At 43.3% G+C, this 16,047-nt stretch carries 15 protein-coding genes; 9 read left to right on the forward strand and 6 right to left on the reverse strand.

Annotated elements, in window-relative coordinates; genetic code table 11:
* Positions 1–2: 2 nt before the first annotated feature.
* Positions 3–1,610 (forward strand): apolipoprotein N-acyltransferase, encoded by a 1,608-nt coding sequence (gene lnt, locus IE165_RS02245; RefSeq protein WP_189624983.1) that lies wholly within the window; start codon positions 3–5, stop codon positions 1,608–1,610.
* A 116-nt stretch (positions 1,611–1,726) separates the two neighbouring features.
* The gene (locus IE165_RS02250; RefSeq protein WP_189624984.1) at positions 1,727–2,863 is read left to right on the forward strand and encodes a cysteine desulfurase family protein; all 1,137 of its coding nucleotides are present in this window, start codon (positions 1,727–1,729) and stop codon (positions 2,861–2,863) included.
* A 90-nt stretch (positions 2,864–2,953) separates the two neighbouring features.
* Here the strand turns inward: IE165_RS02250 and IE165_RS02255 are convergent, their stop codons facing one another.
* Both IE165_RS02255 and IE165_RS02260 read right to left on the reverse strand, forming a co-directional pair.
* Positions 2,954–3,367 carry a copper resistance protein NlpE gene (locus IE165_RS02255; RefSeq protein ID WP_189624985.1) on the reverse strand — a complete coding sequence of 138 codons (414 nt, stop codon included), beginning with the start codon at positions 3,365–3,367 and terminating at the stop codon, positions 2,954–2,956.
* Positions 3,368–3,436: 69 nt separating this feature from the next.
* The gene (locus IE165_RS02260) at positions 3,437–3,775 is read right to left on the reverse strand and encodes a tetratricopeptide repeat protein (protein WP_189624986.1); all 339 of its coding nucleotides are present in this window, start codon (positions 3,773–3,775) and stop codon (positions 3,437–3,439) included.
* A 401-nt stretch (positions 3,776–4,176) separates the two neighbouring features.
* Between IE165_RS02260 and IE165_RS02265 the strand changes: the two genes are divergently transcribed.
* The 5 genes from IE165_RS02265 (at position 4,177) to IE165_RS02285 (ending at position 9,402) form a co-directional block, all read left to right on the forward strand.
* The gene (locus IE165_RS02265; protein ID WP_189624987.1) at positions 4,177–4,914 is read left to right on the forward strand and encodes an electron transfer flavoprotein subunit beta/FixA family protein; all 738 of its coding nucleotides are present in this window, start codon (positions 4,177–4,179) and stop codon (positions 4,912–4,914) included.
* Between the two features lie 28 nt (positions 4,915–4,942).
* Positions 4,943–5,917 (forward strand): electron transfer flavoprotein subunit alpha/FixB family protein, encoded by a 975-nt coding sequence (locus IE165_RS02270; protein ID WP_189624988.1) that lies wholly within the window; start codon positions 4,943–4,945, stop codon positions 5,915–5,917.
* A 107-nt stretch (positions 5,918–6,024) separates the two neighbouring features.
* Positions 6,025–6,654 carry a bifunctional nuclease family protein gene (locus IE165_RS02275; protein WP_189624989.1) on the forward strand — a complete coding sequence of 210 codons (630 nt, stop codon included), beginning with the start codon at positions 6,025–6,027 and terminating at the stop codon, positions 6,652–6,654.
* 18 nt (positions 6,655–6,672) lie between these two features.
* Positions 6,673–8,043: a nucleoside permease gene (locus IE165_RS02280; protein WP_189624990.1), complete on the forward strand. Its 1,371-nt coding sequence runs from the start codon at positions 6,673–6,675 to the stop codon at positions 8,041–8,043.
* Between the two features lie 39 nt (positions 8,044–8,082).
* Complete coding sequence (locus IE165_RS02285; protein WP_189624991.1) at positions 8,083–9,402, forward strand: mechanosensitive ion channel family protein; 1,320 nt, start codon at positions 8,083–8,085, stop codon at positions 9,400–9,402.
* Positions 9,403–9,616: 214 nt separating this feature from the next.
* Here IE165_RS02285 and IE165_RS02290 read toward each other — a convergent pair whose 3' ends face one another.
* From IE165_RS02290 to IE165_RS02300, 3 genes are all read right to left on the reverse strand, one after another.
* Entirely contained in the window at positions 9,617–11,179 is a 1,563-nt protein-coding gene (locus tag IE165_RS02290; RefSeq protein WP_189624992.1) for a calcineurin-like phosphoesterase C-terminal domain-containing protein, read from the reverse strand.
* A 181-nt stretch (positions 11,180–11,360) separates the two neighbouring features.
* Positions 11,361–11,777 carry a hypothetical protein gene (locus IE165_RS02295; RefSeq protein ID WP_189624993.1) on the reverse strand — a complete coding sequence of 139 codons (417 nt, stop codon included), beginning with the start codon at positions 11,775–11,777 and terminating at the stop codon, positions 11,361–11,363.
* A gap of 176 nt (positions 11,778–11,953) precedes the next feature.
* Positions 11,954–12,559 (reverse strand): C40 family peptidase, encoded by a 606-nt coding sequence (locus IE165_RS02300; protein ID WP_189624994.1) that lies wholly within the window; start codon positions 12,557–12,559, stop codon positions 11,954–11,956.
* A gap of 195 nt (positions 12,560–12,754) precedes the next feature.
* Between IE165_RS02300 and IE165_RS02305 the strand changes: the two genes are divergently transcribed.
* Entirely contained in the window at positions 12,755–13,663 is a 909-nt protein-coding gene (locus IE165_RS02305; RefSeq protein WP_189624995.1) for an EamA family transporter, read from the forward strand.
* A 79-nt stretch (positions 13,664–13,742) separates the two neighbouring features.
* Here the strand turns inward: IE165_RS02305 and mtaB are convergent, their stop codons facing one another.
* Positions 13,743–15,065: a tRNA (N(6)-L-threonylcarbamoyladenosine(37)-C(2))-methylthiotransferase MtaB gene (mtaB, locus tag IE165_RS02310; protein WP_189624996.1), complete on the reverse strand. Its 1,323-nt coding sequence runs from the start codon at positions 15,063–15,065 to the stop codon at positions 13,743–13,745.
* A gap of 113 nt (positions 15,066–15,178) precedes the next feature.
* Between mtaB and IE165_RS02315 the strand changes: the two genes are divergently transcribed.
* Positions 15,179–16,000, forward strand: coding sequence for a thymidylate synthase (locus IE165_RS02315; RefSeq protein ID WP_189624997.1), 822 nt, complete (start codon positions 15,179–15,181; stop codon positions 15,998–16,000).
* Positions 16,001–16,047: the final 47 nt, after the last annotated feature.

A 16,047-nucleotide genomic window follows, 5' to 3' on the forward strand; every position in this document is an offset into this window, starting at 1 on the left:
ACGTGAAAAACAATTATCTACTTGCGCTTTCCAGCGCTATGCTACTGTGGTTGGCATGGCCCCCTATCCCATACAGCAGTCCGCTGTTACTGTTTGCATTTGTTCCATTGCTCATTGCGATCGAGCGAACTATCCGTAGCGATAGAGCGAACAAAGGCAGAAAGGTATTCTCCCTAGCTTTCCTCACAGGATTCGTCTGGAATACGGCCTCCATCTATTGGGTATACAACGCCATGAGTGCCTACTTACCCAGCTATGTAGCGCTACCGATTTCACTGATACCCTTCGGCCTTGCGCCACTGCTGATGGCTACGGCATTTCGTCTGTATTATGAATTGCGCAAGAAGCTGGGCATAGGCCTCGGTTTTATCGGCCTTATATCGTTATGGATGGGCTATGAATTCTTGCACCAATGGTGGGATTTGGCTTTTCCTTGGATGACTTTAGGAAATGGTTTTGCCAATTTCCATCAGCTAGTGCAATGGTACAGTATCACGGGAGTGTATGGCGGTACACTTTGGATCTGGCTTTGCAATGCACTTATTTTTCTGTTCATTTGGCAAAAGATTGAGCGCGTAGCGGTTCTAAACAATACAAAAATAGCTTTGACTTTGGCAGCGCTGATTGTGTTCCCGGCTGGGCTATCAGTTTTACAGTATACGAACTACGAGGAGCATGTCAGTCCATCGGAGGTTGTTGTTGTACAGCCTAATATCGATCCCTACGAAAAGTTTAATGTGGTTACGCCGGAAGCACAGCTGCGGAACCTCCTACAGCTTTCCGCCACAGTTGGGAAGCCAAATACCGAATTTTTCATCTGGCCAGAAACCGCCATCTCGTCGACCCGCGGCATAAATGAAGAAGAATTCAGGAGGCAGCCGGCATTTGATAGCCTTCAAGTATTTCTTGATCGCTACAAAAACGGGAGCATCCTTTCCGGAATCGAGAGTTACCAAATCTATAACTACCAAAAAACGATGACAGCGCGTCCATATGGCGACCATGTTTTTTTGGATCCATTTAATGCGGCTGTTTTGGTGGACCAATCGAGCAAGCTACAATTTTACCACAAGTCCAAACTCGTACCTGGCGTAGAACAGCTGCCTTTCGGAGGGGTATTGGCGTTTATGAAACCACTGTTTGCGCACTTCGGCGGTTCTACAGGCGGCTATGGCAGCCAAACCGAACCTTCGGTCTTGTATGCTCAAAGCGGTATCGGCGTAGCTCCCGTAATCTGCTACGAGTCGATTTGGGGAAACTACGTGGCCGAATATATCAAGCAAGGTGCACAGTTTATAGCCATCGTAACCAATGACGGTTGGTGGGGCGACACCTCTGGGAAAGACCAGCATCTTCAATACGCGAAACTTCGCGCTATCGAGAACCGGCGTTGGGTAGCTCGGTCGGCAAATACAGGTATTTCCGGCTTTATCAATCAACGCGGGGATATTGTCCAAAAAACAAAATGGTGGGTTCCTAGTGCGCTGACGCAAGAAATAAACCTAAATGAAGAGCTGACGTTTTATACGCGTAACGGTGACCTCATATTATACTTAGCTTTATTCGGCGGACTGTTTTCTATCTATACATTTTTTCAAAAAAAAGGATGAGTAAACAGCCGAATCGACTGAAGAAAGAAGCTATCCTATGCTTTTAACGAAAGATTTGTTAACTCCTTAACGAATTTATTGTTCTTAATTACATTTCCTTTGATTACTTTTGCAGTATGCAAGTATATTTCGATAATGCCGCAACGACCCCGCTAGACCCTGAAGTGATCGAGGTGATGACAACAACGATGCACGAGAATTTCGGCAACCCATCTTCCATCCACGCACATGGCAGACAAGTTAAAACCATTGTTGAAAAGGCTAGAAAAACAATTGCGAGCTTATTAAAGGCTTCACCCTCCGAAATATTTTTTACCTCCGGTGGAACGGAAGCCGATAATATGGCGATCGTTCGTTCCATTGTAGATCTAGGCATCACGCACGCCGTGACATCACCCTTAGAACACCATGCTGTTCTACATACCTTAGAAGAACAAGAAAAAAGGGGAAACATCCGGTTGGATTTTGTCCGCATTGACGATCATGGGAACGTAGATCTTACACATTTGCGAGAACTATTGTCGAACAATCCGAAGACATTTGTTTCTTTGATGCATGCGAACAATGAAATTGGGAATTTGACTGACATCAAAGCGGTATCCGAACTATGTCAAGAATTTAATGCCATTTTTCATTCCGATACCGTGCAAACTATGGGGCATTATGCACACGACCTCTCCGACTTGCATATCGACTTCCTAACTGGTGCAGCACATAAGTTTCATGGCCCCAAGGGAGTAGGCTTTCTCTACATCAATGGACGTAACAAAATCAAACCTCTCATTTACGGCGGTGCACAGGAGCGTAACATGCGTGGTGGTACGGAAAACGTTTACGGCATTGTGGGGTTGGCCAAAGCGCTTGAGATCAGTTATCGGGAAATGGCGGATCACCAGCAGTATATCCAAGGCCTTAAAGACTATATGCGACGCGAACTTGCGAAAGCTTTACCGGGCATTACCATAAATGGGAATGAAGAAGCTTCAAGATCACTTTATACCGTATTGAACATTGCACTCCCAAAGACCGAAATAGCGGATATGTTACTATTTAGTTTGGACATCGCGGGCATTTCCGCGTCGGGTGGTAGCGCTTGCAGCTCGGGTTCTGAAATCGGAAGCCACGTATTACAGGCGCTGAATTGTGATCGCGAACGTCCTTCCGTTCGCTTCTCTTTCAGCAAGTACAACACTGTGGAAGAGGTAGACTTTGTAGTGAAAACGCTAAAAGATCTTACAGAGAACCACCATTGACGAACAGTCAGCACTTTTTACGAGTAAGCGGATTGCAAAATCTTAATCGATATAATTGGTGATCAATCACGCTGCAAGTCAGCCGTCCGGTTATTCTAAGGAGCGTAAAATATAACGCTCCGCTAAATCGCCTGTAATTTCATTACCAGACAAATCCAGTTGACGCAACTGGTTTGGTTCGACCTTATACTTAAAATCAAGGCCTTCCAAGTTGAGCTCGCCCTCTTGCAGTTCCCACTTACCAGTTTTTGAAAACGCCTCTGTGCTTTTGCCAACGTATACATATTCTAATGTATACGCCTTATCGCTTGCTATCGTTAGCACCGTAGCAATAGCCTCGCAATCCGTGCAGGGCAAATCGCCACCATATGTTCCGACAAGCCTGCCCTCTGTAATCTTTCCAAACTTATTATTGTCTATGCTCGCATTTGTACGAGTGTTTATGCAACCAAAGGTCGTTAAAACTACAATTACAAGTCCAGTTAAATATACAAAGAAGCGCATCACATAAGATTTTGGGTATCAACAACAAAAAGGATACCACAAAATGTTAACTATGCAAGTTCTCCCCGTCTAATTATCCCAATCGTCTTCCTCAATGCCACGAGCGAGATTATATGCGGCAAGCAGTTCACTATAGGCATGCCTATTTTTTACACGTTGTGCTACCTGAAGACCGTTCTGATAGATTAAGAAAGCCTGCTCTCTATCTTGTATTTCCTCCAAGTATTTTGCATAGTGGTAATAGGTTCCTACATAATCTGGATGGTGCATGACTAAATCTTTAAATCCAGATAAAGTTTTATCTTGATCGCCCAGCTTTTTATACTCTAGCGTCAATGCATATTTTAAGAAGGGATCGTTTGGTGTTTCCGCAAGAAATGCCTGTAGTTCTTCGATTCTGTTCGACATAGATCGTTATGGCTTGTTTAAAATACAAAATTAATAAAATAGTAGCGTTTAATCCCGAACACGGCTTGACATTTTAATAGAAAAAATACTATGCTAGCATATAAAAATGACAATTGATTGACGATAACAACAATGAATCTTTATTTTAAAAAAATTAAAATTATGCATGTGTTAACGCGATAATATTTATAAATATATTAATACAAACACAGATTTACTAAAATATTCATAAAATCAGAGCGTTGTTAATTGATATTTTCTTTGCATAGCATTGCTTGGTTTTCGTGTCAAAAATCAATAGGTTTGTGAAGACAGCTAGTAACAGGGCGTGTTTTTATGCTTGAAGACAGAAGGCTACTACCCGCTCCTCGATCTTTTTAAAATAATAAACTTATAAATTGATGAAAATACTTGTATGCCTCAGTAACGTTCCGGATACCACATCCAAAATTACCTTTACAGATAATAATACCTCGTTCAACAGCGCGGGTGTTCAATACATAATCAACCCTTACGATGAGATTGCGCTTTCGAGAGCGGTCGAGCTTGCAGCGGAGGCGCAAGGAACTGTAACCGTTATTCATGTCGGCGAATCATCGTCAGACGCAACGATTAGAAAAGCTTTGGCTGTTGGAGCCGATGATGCTGTTCGCATCGATTCGGTTGCCCGTGACGCTTGGTTTGTGGCGAACCAGATTGCCCACTATGCGAAAGCACATGCCTTTGATCTTATTTTGACAGGTCGCGAATCCATTGACTACAACGGCGCGCAAGTACAGGGTTTTCTGGGTGAACTATTGGAAATACCTTCGATTTCCATTGCAAAAAAACTGGACATCAACAGTATGGAAGCAAGTGTAGAAAGAGAAATTGAAGGCGGAAAAGAGGTGATGATCGTTTCGTTGCCCATCGTTGTTGGAACAGCGGAGGGCGTAGCGGAGCCTAAGATACCGAACATGCGTGGCATCATGACAGCGAGAACGAAGTCTTTACAGGTTTTAGATCCTATTGCTGTTCCGGTACTTTCCAAGATTACGCATTACGATACCCCTGCGCCGCGTGGCGAGGTCAAACTTATTGATAAAGCCAATGTCGAGCAGCTTGTACAACTGCTACATAGCGAAGCGAAAGTAATTTAATGTTAACCATGTTTTTGAAAAAATAATTATGTCCATATTAGTATATATAGAAAACGTTGAAGGCGAGCTAAAGAAATCAGCATATGAGACGTTATCTTATGGCAAAGCGCTTGGCGATATGACAGGCGAGGAAGTTACGGCGTTGAGTATAGGAAATGTTTCAGGGGAACAACTCGAAAAAGTTGGCAAATACGGGGTAAAAAAGGTCATTGAAGTCAATACAAAAGATCTGAGCCACTTCCTTAACCAAGCCTATGCTTCGGTTATTTCGGAGGTCGCGAAAAATCTGCATACGAATACGGTGGTGCTGGCCAACTCTTTCAGTGGAAAAGGCCTTGCCCCTCGGGTGGCCGCAAAACTGAGCGCAGCCTTAGCGGATGGCGCGATTTCCCTTCCGGAGATTTCTGGAGCGGCTTGGACAATCAAAAAGGCGGTGTTTTCGAACAAAGCCATTGCAACGGAGGAGCTACATGAGCAGAAAAAGGTCATCGCCATAACGCCAAATAGCTTAGAGGCAAAAGTGTCCCCTGTCGAGGTTACTGTGGAAAAGTATGAGCCACAGGTGCTGCCTGCAGATTTATCTACGATCATCAAGGATATCGTGCGGGCGACGGATAAAATATCGCTACCGGAGGCAGATATTGTTGTTTCTGCGGGACGTGGAATGAAGGGACCTGAAAATTGGGCTATGATCGAGGAACTGGCGCAGGTTTTGGGAGCGGCGACGGCTTGCTCCAAACCTGTTTCGGATGCGGGTTGGCGCCCGCATGAGGAGCACGTTGGCCAAACAGGCTTGGCCGTAACACCCAATCTGTACATAGCGATTGGGATTTCGGGTGCCATTCAGCATCTGGCAGGGGTCAGTGCTTCGAAAACGATTGTCGTGATCAATAAGGATCCAGAAGCTCCCTTTTTTAAAGTTGCTGACTACGGCATTGTGGGCGACGCATTTGAAGTGATACCCCAGCTAATCGAAGCGATTAAAGCGTATAAAAATAACTAAACAACATATTGAAACAAAGTAAGTGGCTAGACATCAAGAAATTGTGTTTGGCCATTTTTATTTTGACGTGAATATTTACATCTTTGTAGCAAGGTAAGGCTTTAAGAATGAAGAAAATCAAATTAGATATAGTTGGGTTATCCTACAGTCAGACACAATCAGGAGCATATGCATTGGTACTTGGCGAGATTGGCGGCAATCGCCGGTTACCTATTATTATTGGTGGTTTTGAAGCTCAGGCAATTGCTGTCGAAATTGAAAAAATGCAGCCATCGCGGCCACTTACCCATGATCTTTTCAAATCATTCGCCGACAACTTCGACATTAAAATCCAGGAAATCCTGATCTATAATTTGATAGATGGTATTTTTTTTGCCAAGCTCATTTGCTCCAATGGGGGAAAAGCCGTGGAACTTGATTCCCGTACGTCCGACGCGGTAGCCTTGGCCGTACGTTTTGGATCCCCTATATACACCTATGATTTTATTATGGATGCTGCCGGCATCATTATCGAGAGCAACGATTTCGCTTTCTTAGAAAACATTGAAAATATCCCCCCTAAGGAGAATACACTCCAAAAAGAGGAGACAACATCCGAGAAGAGCAATCAGGCAGCCTCTCCTTACGCCAACCTAAACGACGAACAACTCGAAGCTACGTTGAGCAAAGCAATTGAAGCCGAACAGTACGAAACAGCTGCGAAAATACGGGACGAGATTGAACGTAGAAAATCATAATTATCCTAAAACCACACTATGTCCATTAAATTACGATTAACCATCATGAGCTTCTTTCAATTTTTTGTGTGGGGAGCTTGGTTAATTACAATCGCTAACTATTGGTTTGGCACCAAACAATGGGATGGCACCCAGTTTGGGGCCATATTTGCCACGATGGGTATCGCATCCCTTTTTATGCCAACGCTAATGGGGATTATTGCCGACCGATGGGTTCATGCGGAAAGGCTTTATAGCCTCATGCATTTTCTGTATGCTGCTACCTTATTTTACTTACCACAGGTTGACGATCCGCAGTTATTTTTTTATATCATGCTGTTGGCGATGTGCTTTTATATGCCGACACTTGCCTTATCCAATTCCATCTCCTACACAGCATTAACCACCGGAAAATATGATCTCGTTAAAGCTTTCCCACCCATTAGAGTCTGGGGTACTGTGGGTTTCATCGGTGCGATGTGGTTAGTCAACTTGACGGGCAACAAGGCCACTGCCCACCAGTTCCATATTGCAGGTGCTGCTGCATTCGGATTGAGTTTATTTGCTTGGAGCCTTCCCAAGTGTCCACCAAGAAATGTAAAGGGCGAGAATCAATCGTTAATACAGACATTCGGTTTAGAGGCATTTAAACTTTTTGGCAATTACAAAATGGCGCTTTTCTTTATTTTTTCTATGTTTTTAGGCGGGGCGCTGCAATTAACGAATGCTTATGGAGACGTGTTCCTCGATGAATTTAAATTTTATCCAAAATACGCGGATTCTTTTGTCGTGGAGTATTCTACCATCATCATGTCCATCTCCCAAGTGTCAGAAACCTTGTTTATATTGGCGATCCCCTTTTTTTTAAAACGGTTTGGTATTAAAAAAGTCATGCTATTGTCTATGTTCGCCTGGGTACTGCGCTTTGGGCTATTTGCGTACGGTGATCCGTCCGCGGGACTATGGATGATCGTACTATCCTGTATTGTTTATGGGATGGCTTTTGACTTTTTTAACATCTCTGGTTCGCTGTTTGTAGAAACATCAACAACTGCGCGCATACGAAGCTCTGCGCAGGGTTTGTTTATGATGATGACAAATGGCTTTGGTGCCGTATTGGGGAGCCTGCTATCTGGATGGATTATTGACAACTATTTTACCTTACACTTTTCTGATCTGTCTAGATTAGCCAGCTACCTCAAAACGGAGATGTCGAACGAAAACTTAATTGGATTTGTCAAGGGGCGAGGTATCTCCGTGCTTCAGGATGGCACTTTGAGTAAGAATCTTCTTTTGAAGGATTGGCAGCATATCTGGCTTGCATTTGCAGCATACACCTTTGTTATAGCCATCTTATTTGCCGTACTTTTCAAGCATAGACATGAAACACAACATAAAGAGATGGCCTAAAAACCATCTTTTTCATTTTTCGTATCTTTGTCCATTGATATGAAGAATACAAATTTTATTGACATTTCCACCCTACAGAAAAGCTTTATTTACGATTGGACATACAGCATGATGGTGAGCATAGGTCTCCCAGAGCAAGTTGGCCACCTGATGACCTCCATTTCATTACTCATTGCCACACTTATTGTATTACTCCTGACAGATTTTATTGTCCGCAAGATTTTCAAAAGTTTATTTGTTAAACTCATTCACAAAACTTCGGCCACATGGGATGATAAACTCCTGGAGAATAATGTATTGAATCACCTCAGTCATTTAGTCCCCGTTTTCCTTGCACAGCAGCTTCTTCCAGCAATTTTTGTCGGTTTTCCCACTTTCACCGCCGCGTTAATAAAGTTTTTGTCCATTCTCATGATTATTTTGGTTTTTCAGTTATTCGGCGCGCTGCTAAAAACCACAAGAGATATTTTAAGAACCTCTAAGGTTTTTGTCGACAAGCCGTTGGATAGCTACCTACAGGTTGCACAGATAATCTTGCTATTTATCTGTGGCACAATCATCTTTTCCGTTGTGACCGGCAATTCACCTTGGTCGTTCTTGGTTTCGCTTGGTGCAGCATCGGCTATATTGATGCTTGTCTTTAAAGACACTATACTAGGTTTCGTTGCTAGTATACAAGTTTCTGCGAACGACTCGGTGCGGGTGGGAGATTGGGTAGAAATGGCCAAATACGGCGCGGACGGCGACGTCATACAAATCAACCTGAACAATGTTAAGGTTCAAAATTTTGATAAGACCATCGTTTCCATTCCTACCCATACCCTACTCACGGATTCGTTCAAAAATTACCGAGGCATGCGGCAATTTGGCGGACGACGGATAAAACGTGCGATCAACATTAAAATCTCTTCGATAAGGTACCTTGATGAGGATGAAATCCGTAGTTTAAGCCGCATCCATCTGCTCGCGCCCTATATCAAAGAAAGGCAAGAGGAAATTGCGCAATATAACATCGATGTGCAAGCGGATGCGTCTATGCCTATTAATGGGAGAAGGATGACAAACATTGGTTTGTTCAGGGAATATATCGAACGTTATGCTCAAAACAACCCGAGCATACATCAAGACCGCATGCTCATGATAAGACAACTTGCCCCGACAGAACACGGACTCCCCTTAGAGCTTTATATGTTTGCAGCGAGTACGGAATGGACCTTTTATGAAAACACGATGGCCAATATCTTTGACCATCTTTTTGCAGCGATCAAATACTTTGATCTTGAAGTTTTCGAATTGCCAGCTTCCGACGATTTGCGGGAGATGTTACATAATGATTCACGCCATTCTGCACTGGCGTAATCGGCTATCATACCGGTATTATTTTTTCACAAAAAAAAGGTTGCGCAAGCAACCTTTCCCATTTGTATAAAAACAAATTTTGTTTAAGCATATTTCTCAACAGGCCAACATAACCATAACACTATGAACAAAAATTACTGTGATTCAAAGGTGGACATTTCATATTAATTCCACATGAACAGTTAGTTAAATAACGTAGTGGCCTACCGATTTATCATTCGACTACCGTAATATCCTTCTCTGCATGGTGTAGGCGTCCAAAGGTATCGCGTGCCTCAATGCGAATAAGGTGTCTACCTATCGCCAACTTCGGTAGCGAGGTTTTCCAAAGGTGTGTGGACGGTACGACGTCTGAGGGCCTCCGACCTTGAACCAGTTCAGATGTTCCATTAAATCTTAAAACCTCTTGGGTATAGGCAGGATCGTGATCGTCCACTCGTTCCATCTCTTTCCATTTTCCACCATCTACTTGATAGCGCAGCTTATCTCCTTTCGCACCGATATAGAAGTTCGCATAAAGCGCATATCTCCTGACATATTTTTCGGCGACGACCGCAGGGCCAAACAAACCTATACTGTGCGCAGTATCTTTCCCTACAACTTTGTAGTCAAACGTATACTGATTGCCATCGATATGCAAAATGGCATATCCCTTTGGCGTACCATCGCGCATGGTCGACACGGGAACTCCCTGTGCATTTAATAGTCCGGAATACCAGTCGCCTGAAGTCGTGCCCACATTGTATTCATGGTGAGGTTTCTCCCCTTTCCATCCATGTATATCGCTATAGAAATTCTGTTGTTGAAAGTGTGTGTGCGCGGAAAGTGAAAGGGTGTACGGGTAGGCTGATAAAATATCGAAAAGGCGCTGCCTGTCTTCATTCCTGAACCATGCTTCATTATCGGGGTTAAGAGGAATATGGAAGGCCAACACAATAAGTTTTTCCGTGGGCACAAAACGGAGGTCGTTGGCCACAAAGTCCAGTTGGTCCTTACGAAATCCACCTTGATAACCTTTCCCTGTGGTCGGATGTGGATAAAGTACATTATCCAGCACAATAACATGTGTATTGCCTACATTAAAAGCATAATTTGCGGGGCCGAAAAGTTTTTCGAAAGATTCGTCCGATAAGGAATCGCTCTTTACGTCAAAATTTAAATCATGATTTCCGATCACATTATACCAAGGAATCCCCATTTCGCCGATCGTTTGTTTATAACTAGGGTGCAAGCTTAGATCGTTTCCGACAAGATCACCTAAGCTAATTCCGAACAAAGGTCCCTTTATTTTTTTCGCTTCATCGACAACCGCGCTTTTAAAATAGGTCATTTCCGCATCGTCATAAGCTTGCGGATCGCCAAAGACAAATGCAGAAAATTTCGTGGGCTCTACGACGGTCTGTAGACCAAAGTCTACCGACTTGGGCAGCCTCCCCGTCGGCGCAACTCCTTCAAACTTCAATGACGGCGATCCTTTTGGTTTATGAATGTAATAGAATTTGGAATGATTTGTCTCATCCAACGGCAACCGATAACCTGCAGGCTTGATCACAAAAATGATTTGATCCTCCTGAATGGGTAGCTGGTAGTATCCCTTGGCATCAGTCTGTACTACTTGTACACCATTGCTGACACCCACGCCCGACAGGCCTACTTCTTTTTTATCCCGTACGCCATTAGCGTTCGCATCGATGTAAACTATGCCTTGGGCAACATCCTGCGCCAACGCTGTCCCTGATAGAGCATATGCTAATAATGCCCAACACATATTCTTCATAAAGTGAATGATTTGTTTGCTCGCAAACATAGCCTAATGAAATAAAGAAATCGTAAATATAAAATTAAGTTGTTGTTATCTCTGAAACAAACAAACCGATTTTATACCTAGGCTTAGAAAAAACAAAAGAGCATCCTTACGCATGCTCTTCTTGATATAGGCCAATTACAGGCTGAAGATATTACCGTGCATTCGCGATATTGATCATCTCAAGAACCTTTTCGATCGTAGTTTTTGCCGCATCTTTCATTTTTTGGTTGCCCCCATAATCGGCATCTAGCGTCACTTTTTTTCGCTTCTCTTTATATTTGTATTCCAAGGTATAACGTGGGACTTCCCTACCTTCGTTTTCGTTGTTGCGCGGCGTGGTCATATCATCATCGACATTCCAAAATCCCATCTCCATAGCTTTACGGTGCAAGTAAAGCAAATCGTCATCAGTCAGTTTCAGTTTTTGTTTCAGCAGTTGATTGCTTCGGTTGAGGTACTGATAATCTTGCGTGGCGGAATTGTAGCGGTTCAGCATAGAGTCTCTGGTACCATATGCAATCTCTATATACTCAAAATCCGAAAACCGATAGGGAGCATTTTTGAGCATATTGGAATAATAAAAAACGCAATAGATAAAAAATGAACCTATAATACACAATCCAAGGAAAATCGCCTTTGTTCTTTTAGTCATGACATTGATGAGATATGTCGCAAAAATAAACAATAAGGTCGAACTTAGATCGCCGTCACTTGTAGAAAACCGTTAGATATGTAATTTAAATGTTAGATTTTGGGGGTGCCGCAACGCACAAAATACTTATAATACCAACTATCCTTCATATTGGAAATGATGACGCCTTTGCGGGTAGATACATGAACGAATTTATTGTTATGCAAATAAACACCCACATGATCAATATTTTTACCTCCAAAAGAGAAAAAAATCAGATCACCTTCCCGAAGCTTATCTTCATATTTGCGTTTTACGTGTTCGCCCATTTCGCGGGACGATCGGGGCAGATTCTTCCGGTAGACTTCCTGATACAGTATTCCGACAAACCCGGAGCAATCAATACCAGATTTTTGGGTCCCACCAAGTCGGTGCGGACTTCCCATCCACTTGTCTATAAATTGATAGAGTTCCCTGTTCTCCAGTTCGCTAACCGGAACACCAAGAATATCTGCATAATTTTCGATTTTTGATCTCGTTAGCGGTCTATCTCTTGCATCGCTCGCATCCGTTGGAATTTTTTTCCCATATGCGCCACTTTCCGTTCTTGGGCGAACAGAGGACGTACCCTTCCGACGAGCTCCACAGGAGGTGAGAAAAGCGATAATAAAAACAAGATACAGGAAGTGAAATACGTACCGATGCAAGTTCGAAGCCATAAACAAATGTAATCAACCATGTTGCAAGTAGCAATAAACGTGCGAAAATTTACTGACGTAAAAAACAAGCCTATTAAGACACTATAAAGATCCGCGCTTAGATCTAGCCGCAAAATAGCGAATGGCTTCCTATCATCAATAATCAACTTACAGAAACTATAACCAACAAGCTTTTCGTAACTTGCAAGAATTAACATGGAAAAGATCAAAGGGATTACTGCCGTATTAGTCGGAGCAGCGAGTTTTGGCATACTGTCGACTTTTGTGAAGAAAGCCTACGCCAGGGGCTTCACTTTGGGTGAGGTTACAGGTGTGCAAGCGTTATTTGGTATGATGCTACTATGGATGACCTTACTCATCCTGTACACCAGCTATCGGAAATATTTCCGCAACTATACAAAGAAAAGTAATCTGTGGGTAGTTTTTGCAAGTGGTATTTCGACAGGCGCCGTAAGTTTGCTGTATTATAAATGCGTACAGCTTGTTCCCGCATCTTTAGCCATTGTCTTACTGATGCAGTACATCTGGATTGGCCAGCTGATCGAATTTTTGGTGTTTAAGGAAAGTCCGACGCGACGGAACATCGTTGGTATTTGTATGATATTACTGGCGACAGTATTGGCTACGGGCTTACTGGAACAAGACTTTCATGCTTTAGATATGATGGGTATTTTTTATGGCATGCTTGCAGCGAGTGCCTATGCTATGTTCATCATTGTGAATGGACGGGTCGGCAACGATCATCCTCCCCTGCAAAAAAGCGCATTCATGGTAACCGGTGCTTGCATCTTTATCTTCATCTTATTGCAACCTTTTAGCCTGTTCCAGATAGACACCTTCTTGCAGATCGGACCTTACGGCCTGCTCCTCTCCGTCTTTGGTACCGTACTTCCTCCCGTTATGTTTGCCTATGGCATGCCAAAAGTCGGCATATCATTGGGTAGCATCTTAAGTTCGGTGGAATTGCCGGTTGCTGTTTGCATGTCCTATTTCGTCTTGCATGAATCGGTATCTACGCTACAATTTGTGGGCGTGGTCTGTATGTTAATTGTGGTTGTCGTATTGAATATGCCGCGGGGAGCTAATCGCCCTACGCAGCGATAGCGCCATTGAAAGGCCGGCCTATCGATGGATATCGTGGTGCATTCGCCCACGAAAAAGGATAGTATGCAATGAAGAAACCTTAGGGATGTACGAGAAGTTCGGGAAGTTCCTCGATGTCAACCTCTCCTTGTTCAGTTATTGACAAAAACTTCACAGGAACAATCTCGTTAACAAGCAAAGGATCATAGAGAGCTCGAACTTTCACATAATTTTTCGAAAAGCCATGCATATAGCCATTTTTCACATCACCTTCAAATAACACCTCGCCAACTTTACCTAGCTGGCCTTCATAGAAAGCACGGCGTTTCTTTTCGGACAAGATGTGTAGCATCTTGGAGCGGTCACTTCGCTGGACGCCTGGCACTGCACCTTCCATCTGCGCGGCGATCGTGTTTTCACGCTCTGAGTAGGTAAACACATGCAAATACGAGATATCCATGTCATTCAGGAAGTTGTAGGTATCAATGAAGTCTTCGCGGGTTTCGCCGGGGAATCCCACGATTACATCAACACCAATACAACAATCTGGCATCAACGATTTAATCTTTGCGACACGTTCGGCATAAAGTTCGCGTTTATACCGTCTACGCATCATGGCCAATACCTTATTGTTTCCAGCTTGCAACGGCATATGAAAATGAGGAACAAAACGCTTGGATTGCGCGACAAACTCAATAATTTCATTGGCAAGCAAATTAGGCTCAATCGAAGATATGCGAATGCGATCTATACCGTCGACTTCGTCCAACGCTTTTACTAAATCGAGAAATTTATCCTGACGTTTACCATCACGGATACCAAAATCGCCGATATTAACGCCGGTAAGCACAATTTCTTTAACACCTGAAGATGCAATCTCCGTCGCCTGATGTACAATATCTTCAATTCCTCCTGACCGGCTGGCACCGCGTGCCAACGGAATTGTGCAGAACGTACACGAATAATCACAGCCATCCTGGACTTTCAGAAACGTTCGCGTGCGATCGCCAATGGAAAAAGCAGAAACAAACTGGTTTGTTTCATCGATTGGTGCGTTGTGGATTATTGCCTTCTCTGTTTTGGTCAAATCATTGATATGCTCGATGATGTTAAATTTCTCGGCAGCCCCCAAAACCATATCTACTCCTGGAATTTCAGCAATTTCCTTCGGTTTGAGCTGGGCATAACATCCCACGATAGTCACATAAGCGTTGGGGGAATGCTTTAAAGCCTCTTTAACGACCTTACGGCATTTTTTATCGGCGTGGTCCGTTACCGAACAGGTATTGATGACATATACGTCCGCAGGACTATTGAATGCCGTGGTTTCATAACCAGCATCTTTAAAGATTCGGCCGATAGACGACGTTTCCGAAAAATTCAGCTTGCAACCTAACGTATAAAATGCGACTTTTTTACTCATGATTTTGGCAAAAATACATAAAAAGTACTAAAATGTGAGTTGTTGATAAATTGTGATATTGTAATGATGTAAAAACAAGTATCTTCGTGGTCACACCTTTGGGACTTTTCAGGATGAAACAATACCTCGATTTACTTAAACACGTTTACGAAAACGGCGTAAATAAAACGGACAGAACAGGCACCGGAACACGCAGTGTATTTGGTTACCAGATGCGCTTCGATCTACAGGCGGGCTTTCCGCTTGTCACCACAAAAAAGCTTCACCTGCGCTCTATCATTCATGAACTCATTTGGTTTTTAAAAGGTGACACCAATATTAAATACCTGAAGGAAAATGGCGTTAGCATTTGGGACGAGTGGGCGGATGCCGATGGTAATCTCGGTCCGGTTTACGGTTCTCAATGGCGCTCTTGGCCTACACCAGATGGACGACATATCGACCAGATAGCGCAAGTTGTTCAACAACTGAAAAAATCTCCAGATTCGAGGAGAATAATCGTTTCTGCTTGGAATGTTGCAGAAATAGAAAACATGGCCTTACCTCCCTGCCACGCCTTCTTTCAGTTTTACGTTGCTCCAGCCGACCCGGAGAACGGATTACCAAAGCCCCGGCTGTCTTGCCAACTGTATCAGCGCAGTGCGGATATTTTCTTGGGCGTACCCTTCAATATCGCTTCGTATGCGCTATTGACAATGATGGTCGCACAGGTGTGCGACATGGAAGCCGGAGATTTTGTGCACACATTGGGCGATGCACACATCTACAGTAACCACTTCGAACAGACCGCGCTGCAATTAACACGTGAACCGAAGCCTCTTCCCACGATCAAGATCAACCCCGCCGTAAAAAATATATTTGATTTTACCTTCACGGATTTCGAATTGGAAAACTATACGTTTCATCCACATATCAAAGCTCCAGTAGCTGTGTAGCCGACTATTATAAGACAAAGAAAAAAATTATTTATCCTCTTTTGTAA

It is taken from the genome of Sphingobacterium griseoflavum, assembly GCF_014653155.1.
GTDB lineage: Bacteria > Bacteroidota > Bacteroidia > Sphingobacteriales > Sphingobacteriaceae > Sphingobacterium > Sphingobacterium griseoflavum.

Coding starts and splice junctions, on each gene's coding strand:
- IE165_RS02250 (WP_189624984.1), top strand. CDS start 1,727: ATGCAAGTATATTTCGATAATGCCGCAACGACCCCGCTAGACCCTGAA.
- IE165_RS02255 (WP_189624985.1), bottom strand. CDS start 3,367: ATGCGCTTCTTTGTATATTTAACTGGACTTGTAATTGTAGTTTTAACG.
- IE165_RS02260 (WP_189624986.1), bottom strand. CDS start 3,775: ATGTCGAACAGAATCGAAGAACTACAGGCATTTCTTGCGGAAACACCA.
- IE165_RS02265 (WP_189624987.1), top strand. CDS start 4,177: ATGAAAATACTTGTATGCCTCAGTAACGTTCCGGATACCACATCCAAA.
- IE165_RS02270 (WP_189624988.1), top strand. CDS start 4,943: ATGTCCATATTAGTATATATAGAAAACGTTGAAGGCGAGCTAAAGAAA.
- IE165_RS02275 (WP_189624989.1), top strand. CDS start 6,025: ATGAAGAAAATCAAATTAGATATAGTTGGGTTATCCTACAGTCAGACA.
- IE165_RS02280 (WP_189624990.1), top strand. CDS start 6,673: ATGTCCATTAAATTACGATTAACCATCATGAGCTTCTTTCAATTTTTT.
- IE165_RS02285 (WP_189624991.1), top strand. CDS start 8,083: ATGAAGAATACAAATTTTATTGACATTTCCACCCTACAGAAAAGCTTT.
- IE165_RS02290 (WP_189624992.1), bottom strand. CDS start 11,179: ATGAAGAATATGTGTTGGGCATTATTAGCATATGCTCTATCAGGGACA.
- IE165_RS02295 (WP_189624993.1), bottom strand. CDS start 11,777: ATGCTCAAAAATGCTCCCTATCGGTTTTCGGATTTTGAGTATATAGAG.
- IE165_RS02300 (WP_189624994.1), bottom strand. CDS start 12,559: ATGGCTTCGAACTTGCATCGGTACGTATTTCACTTCCTGTATCTTGTT.
- IE165_RS02305 (WP_189624995.1), top strand. CDS start 12,755: ATGGAAAAGATCAAAGGGATTACTGCCGTATTAGTCGGAGCAGCGAGT.
- mtaB (WP_189624996.1), bottom strand. CDS start 15,065: ATGAGTAAAAAAGTCGCATTTTATACGTTAGGTTGCAAGCTGAATTTT.
- IE165_RS02315 (WP_189624997.1), top strand. CDS start 15,179: ATGAAACAATACCTCGATTTACTTAAACACGTTTACGAAAACGGCGTA.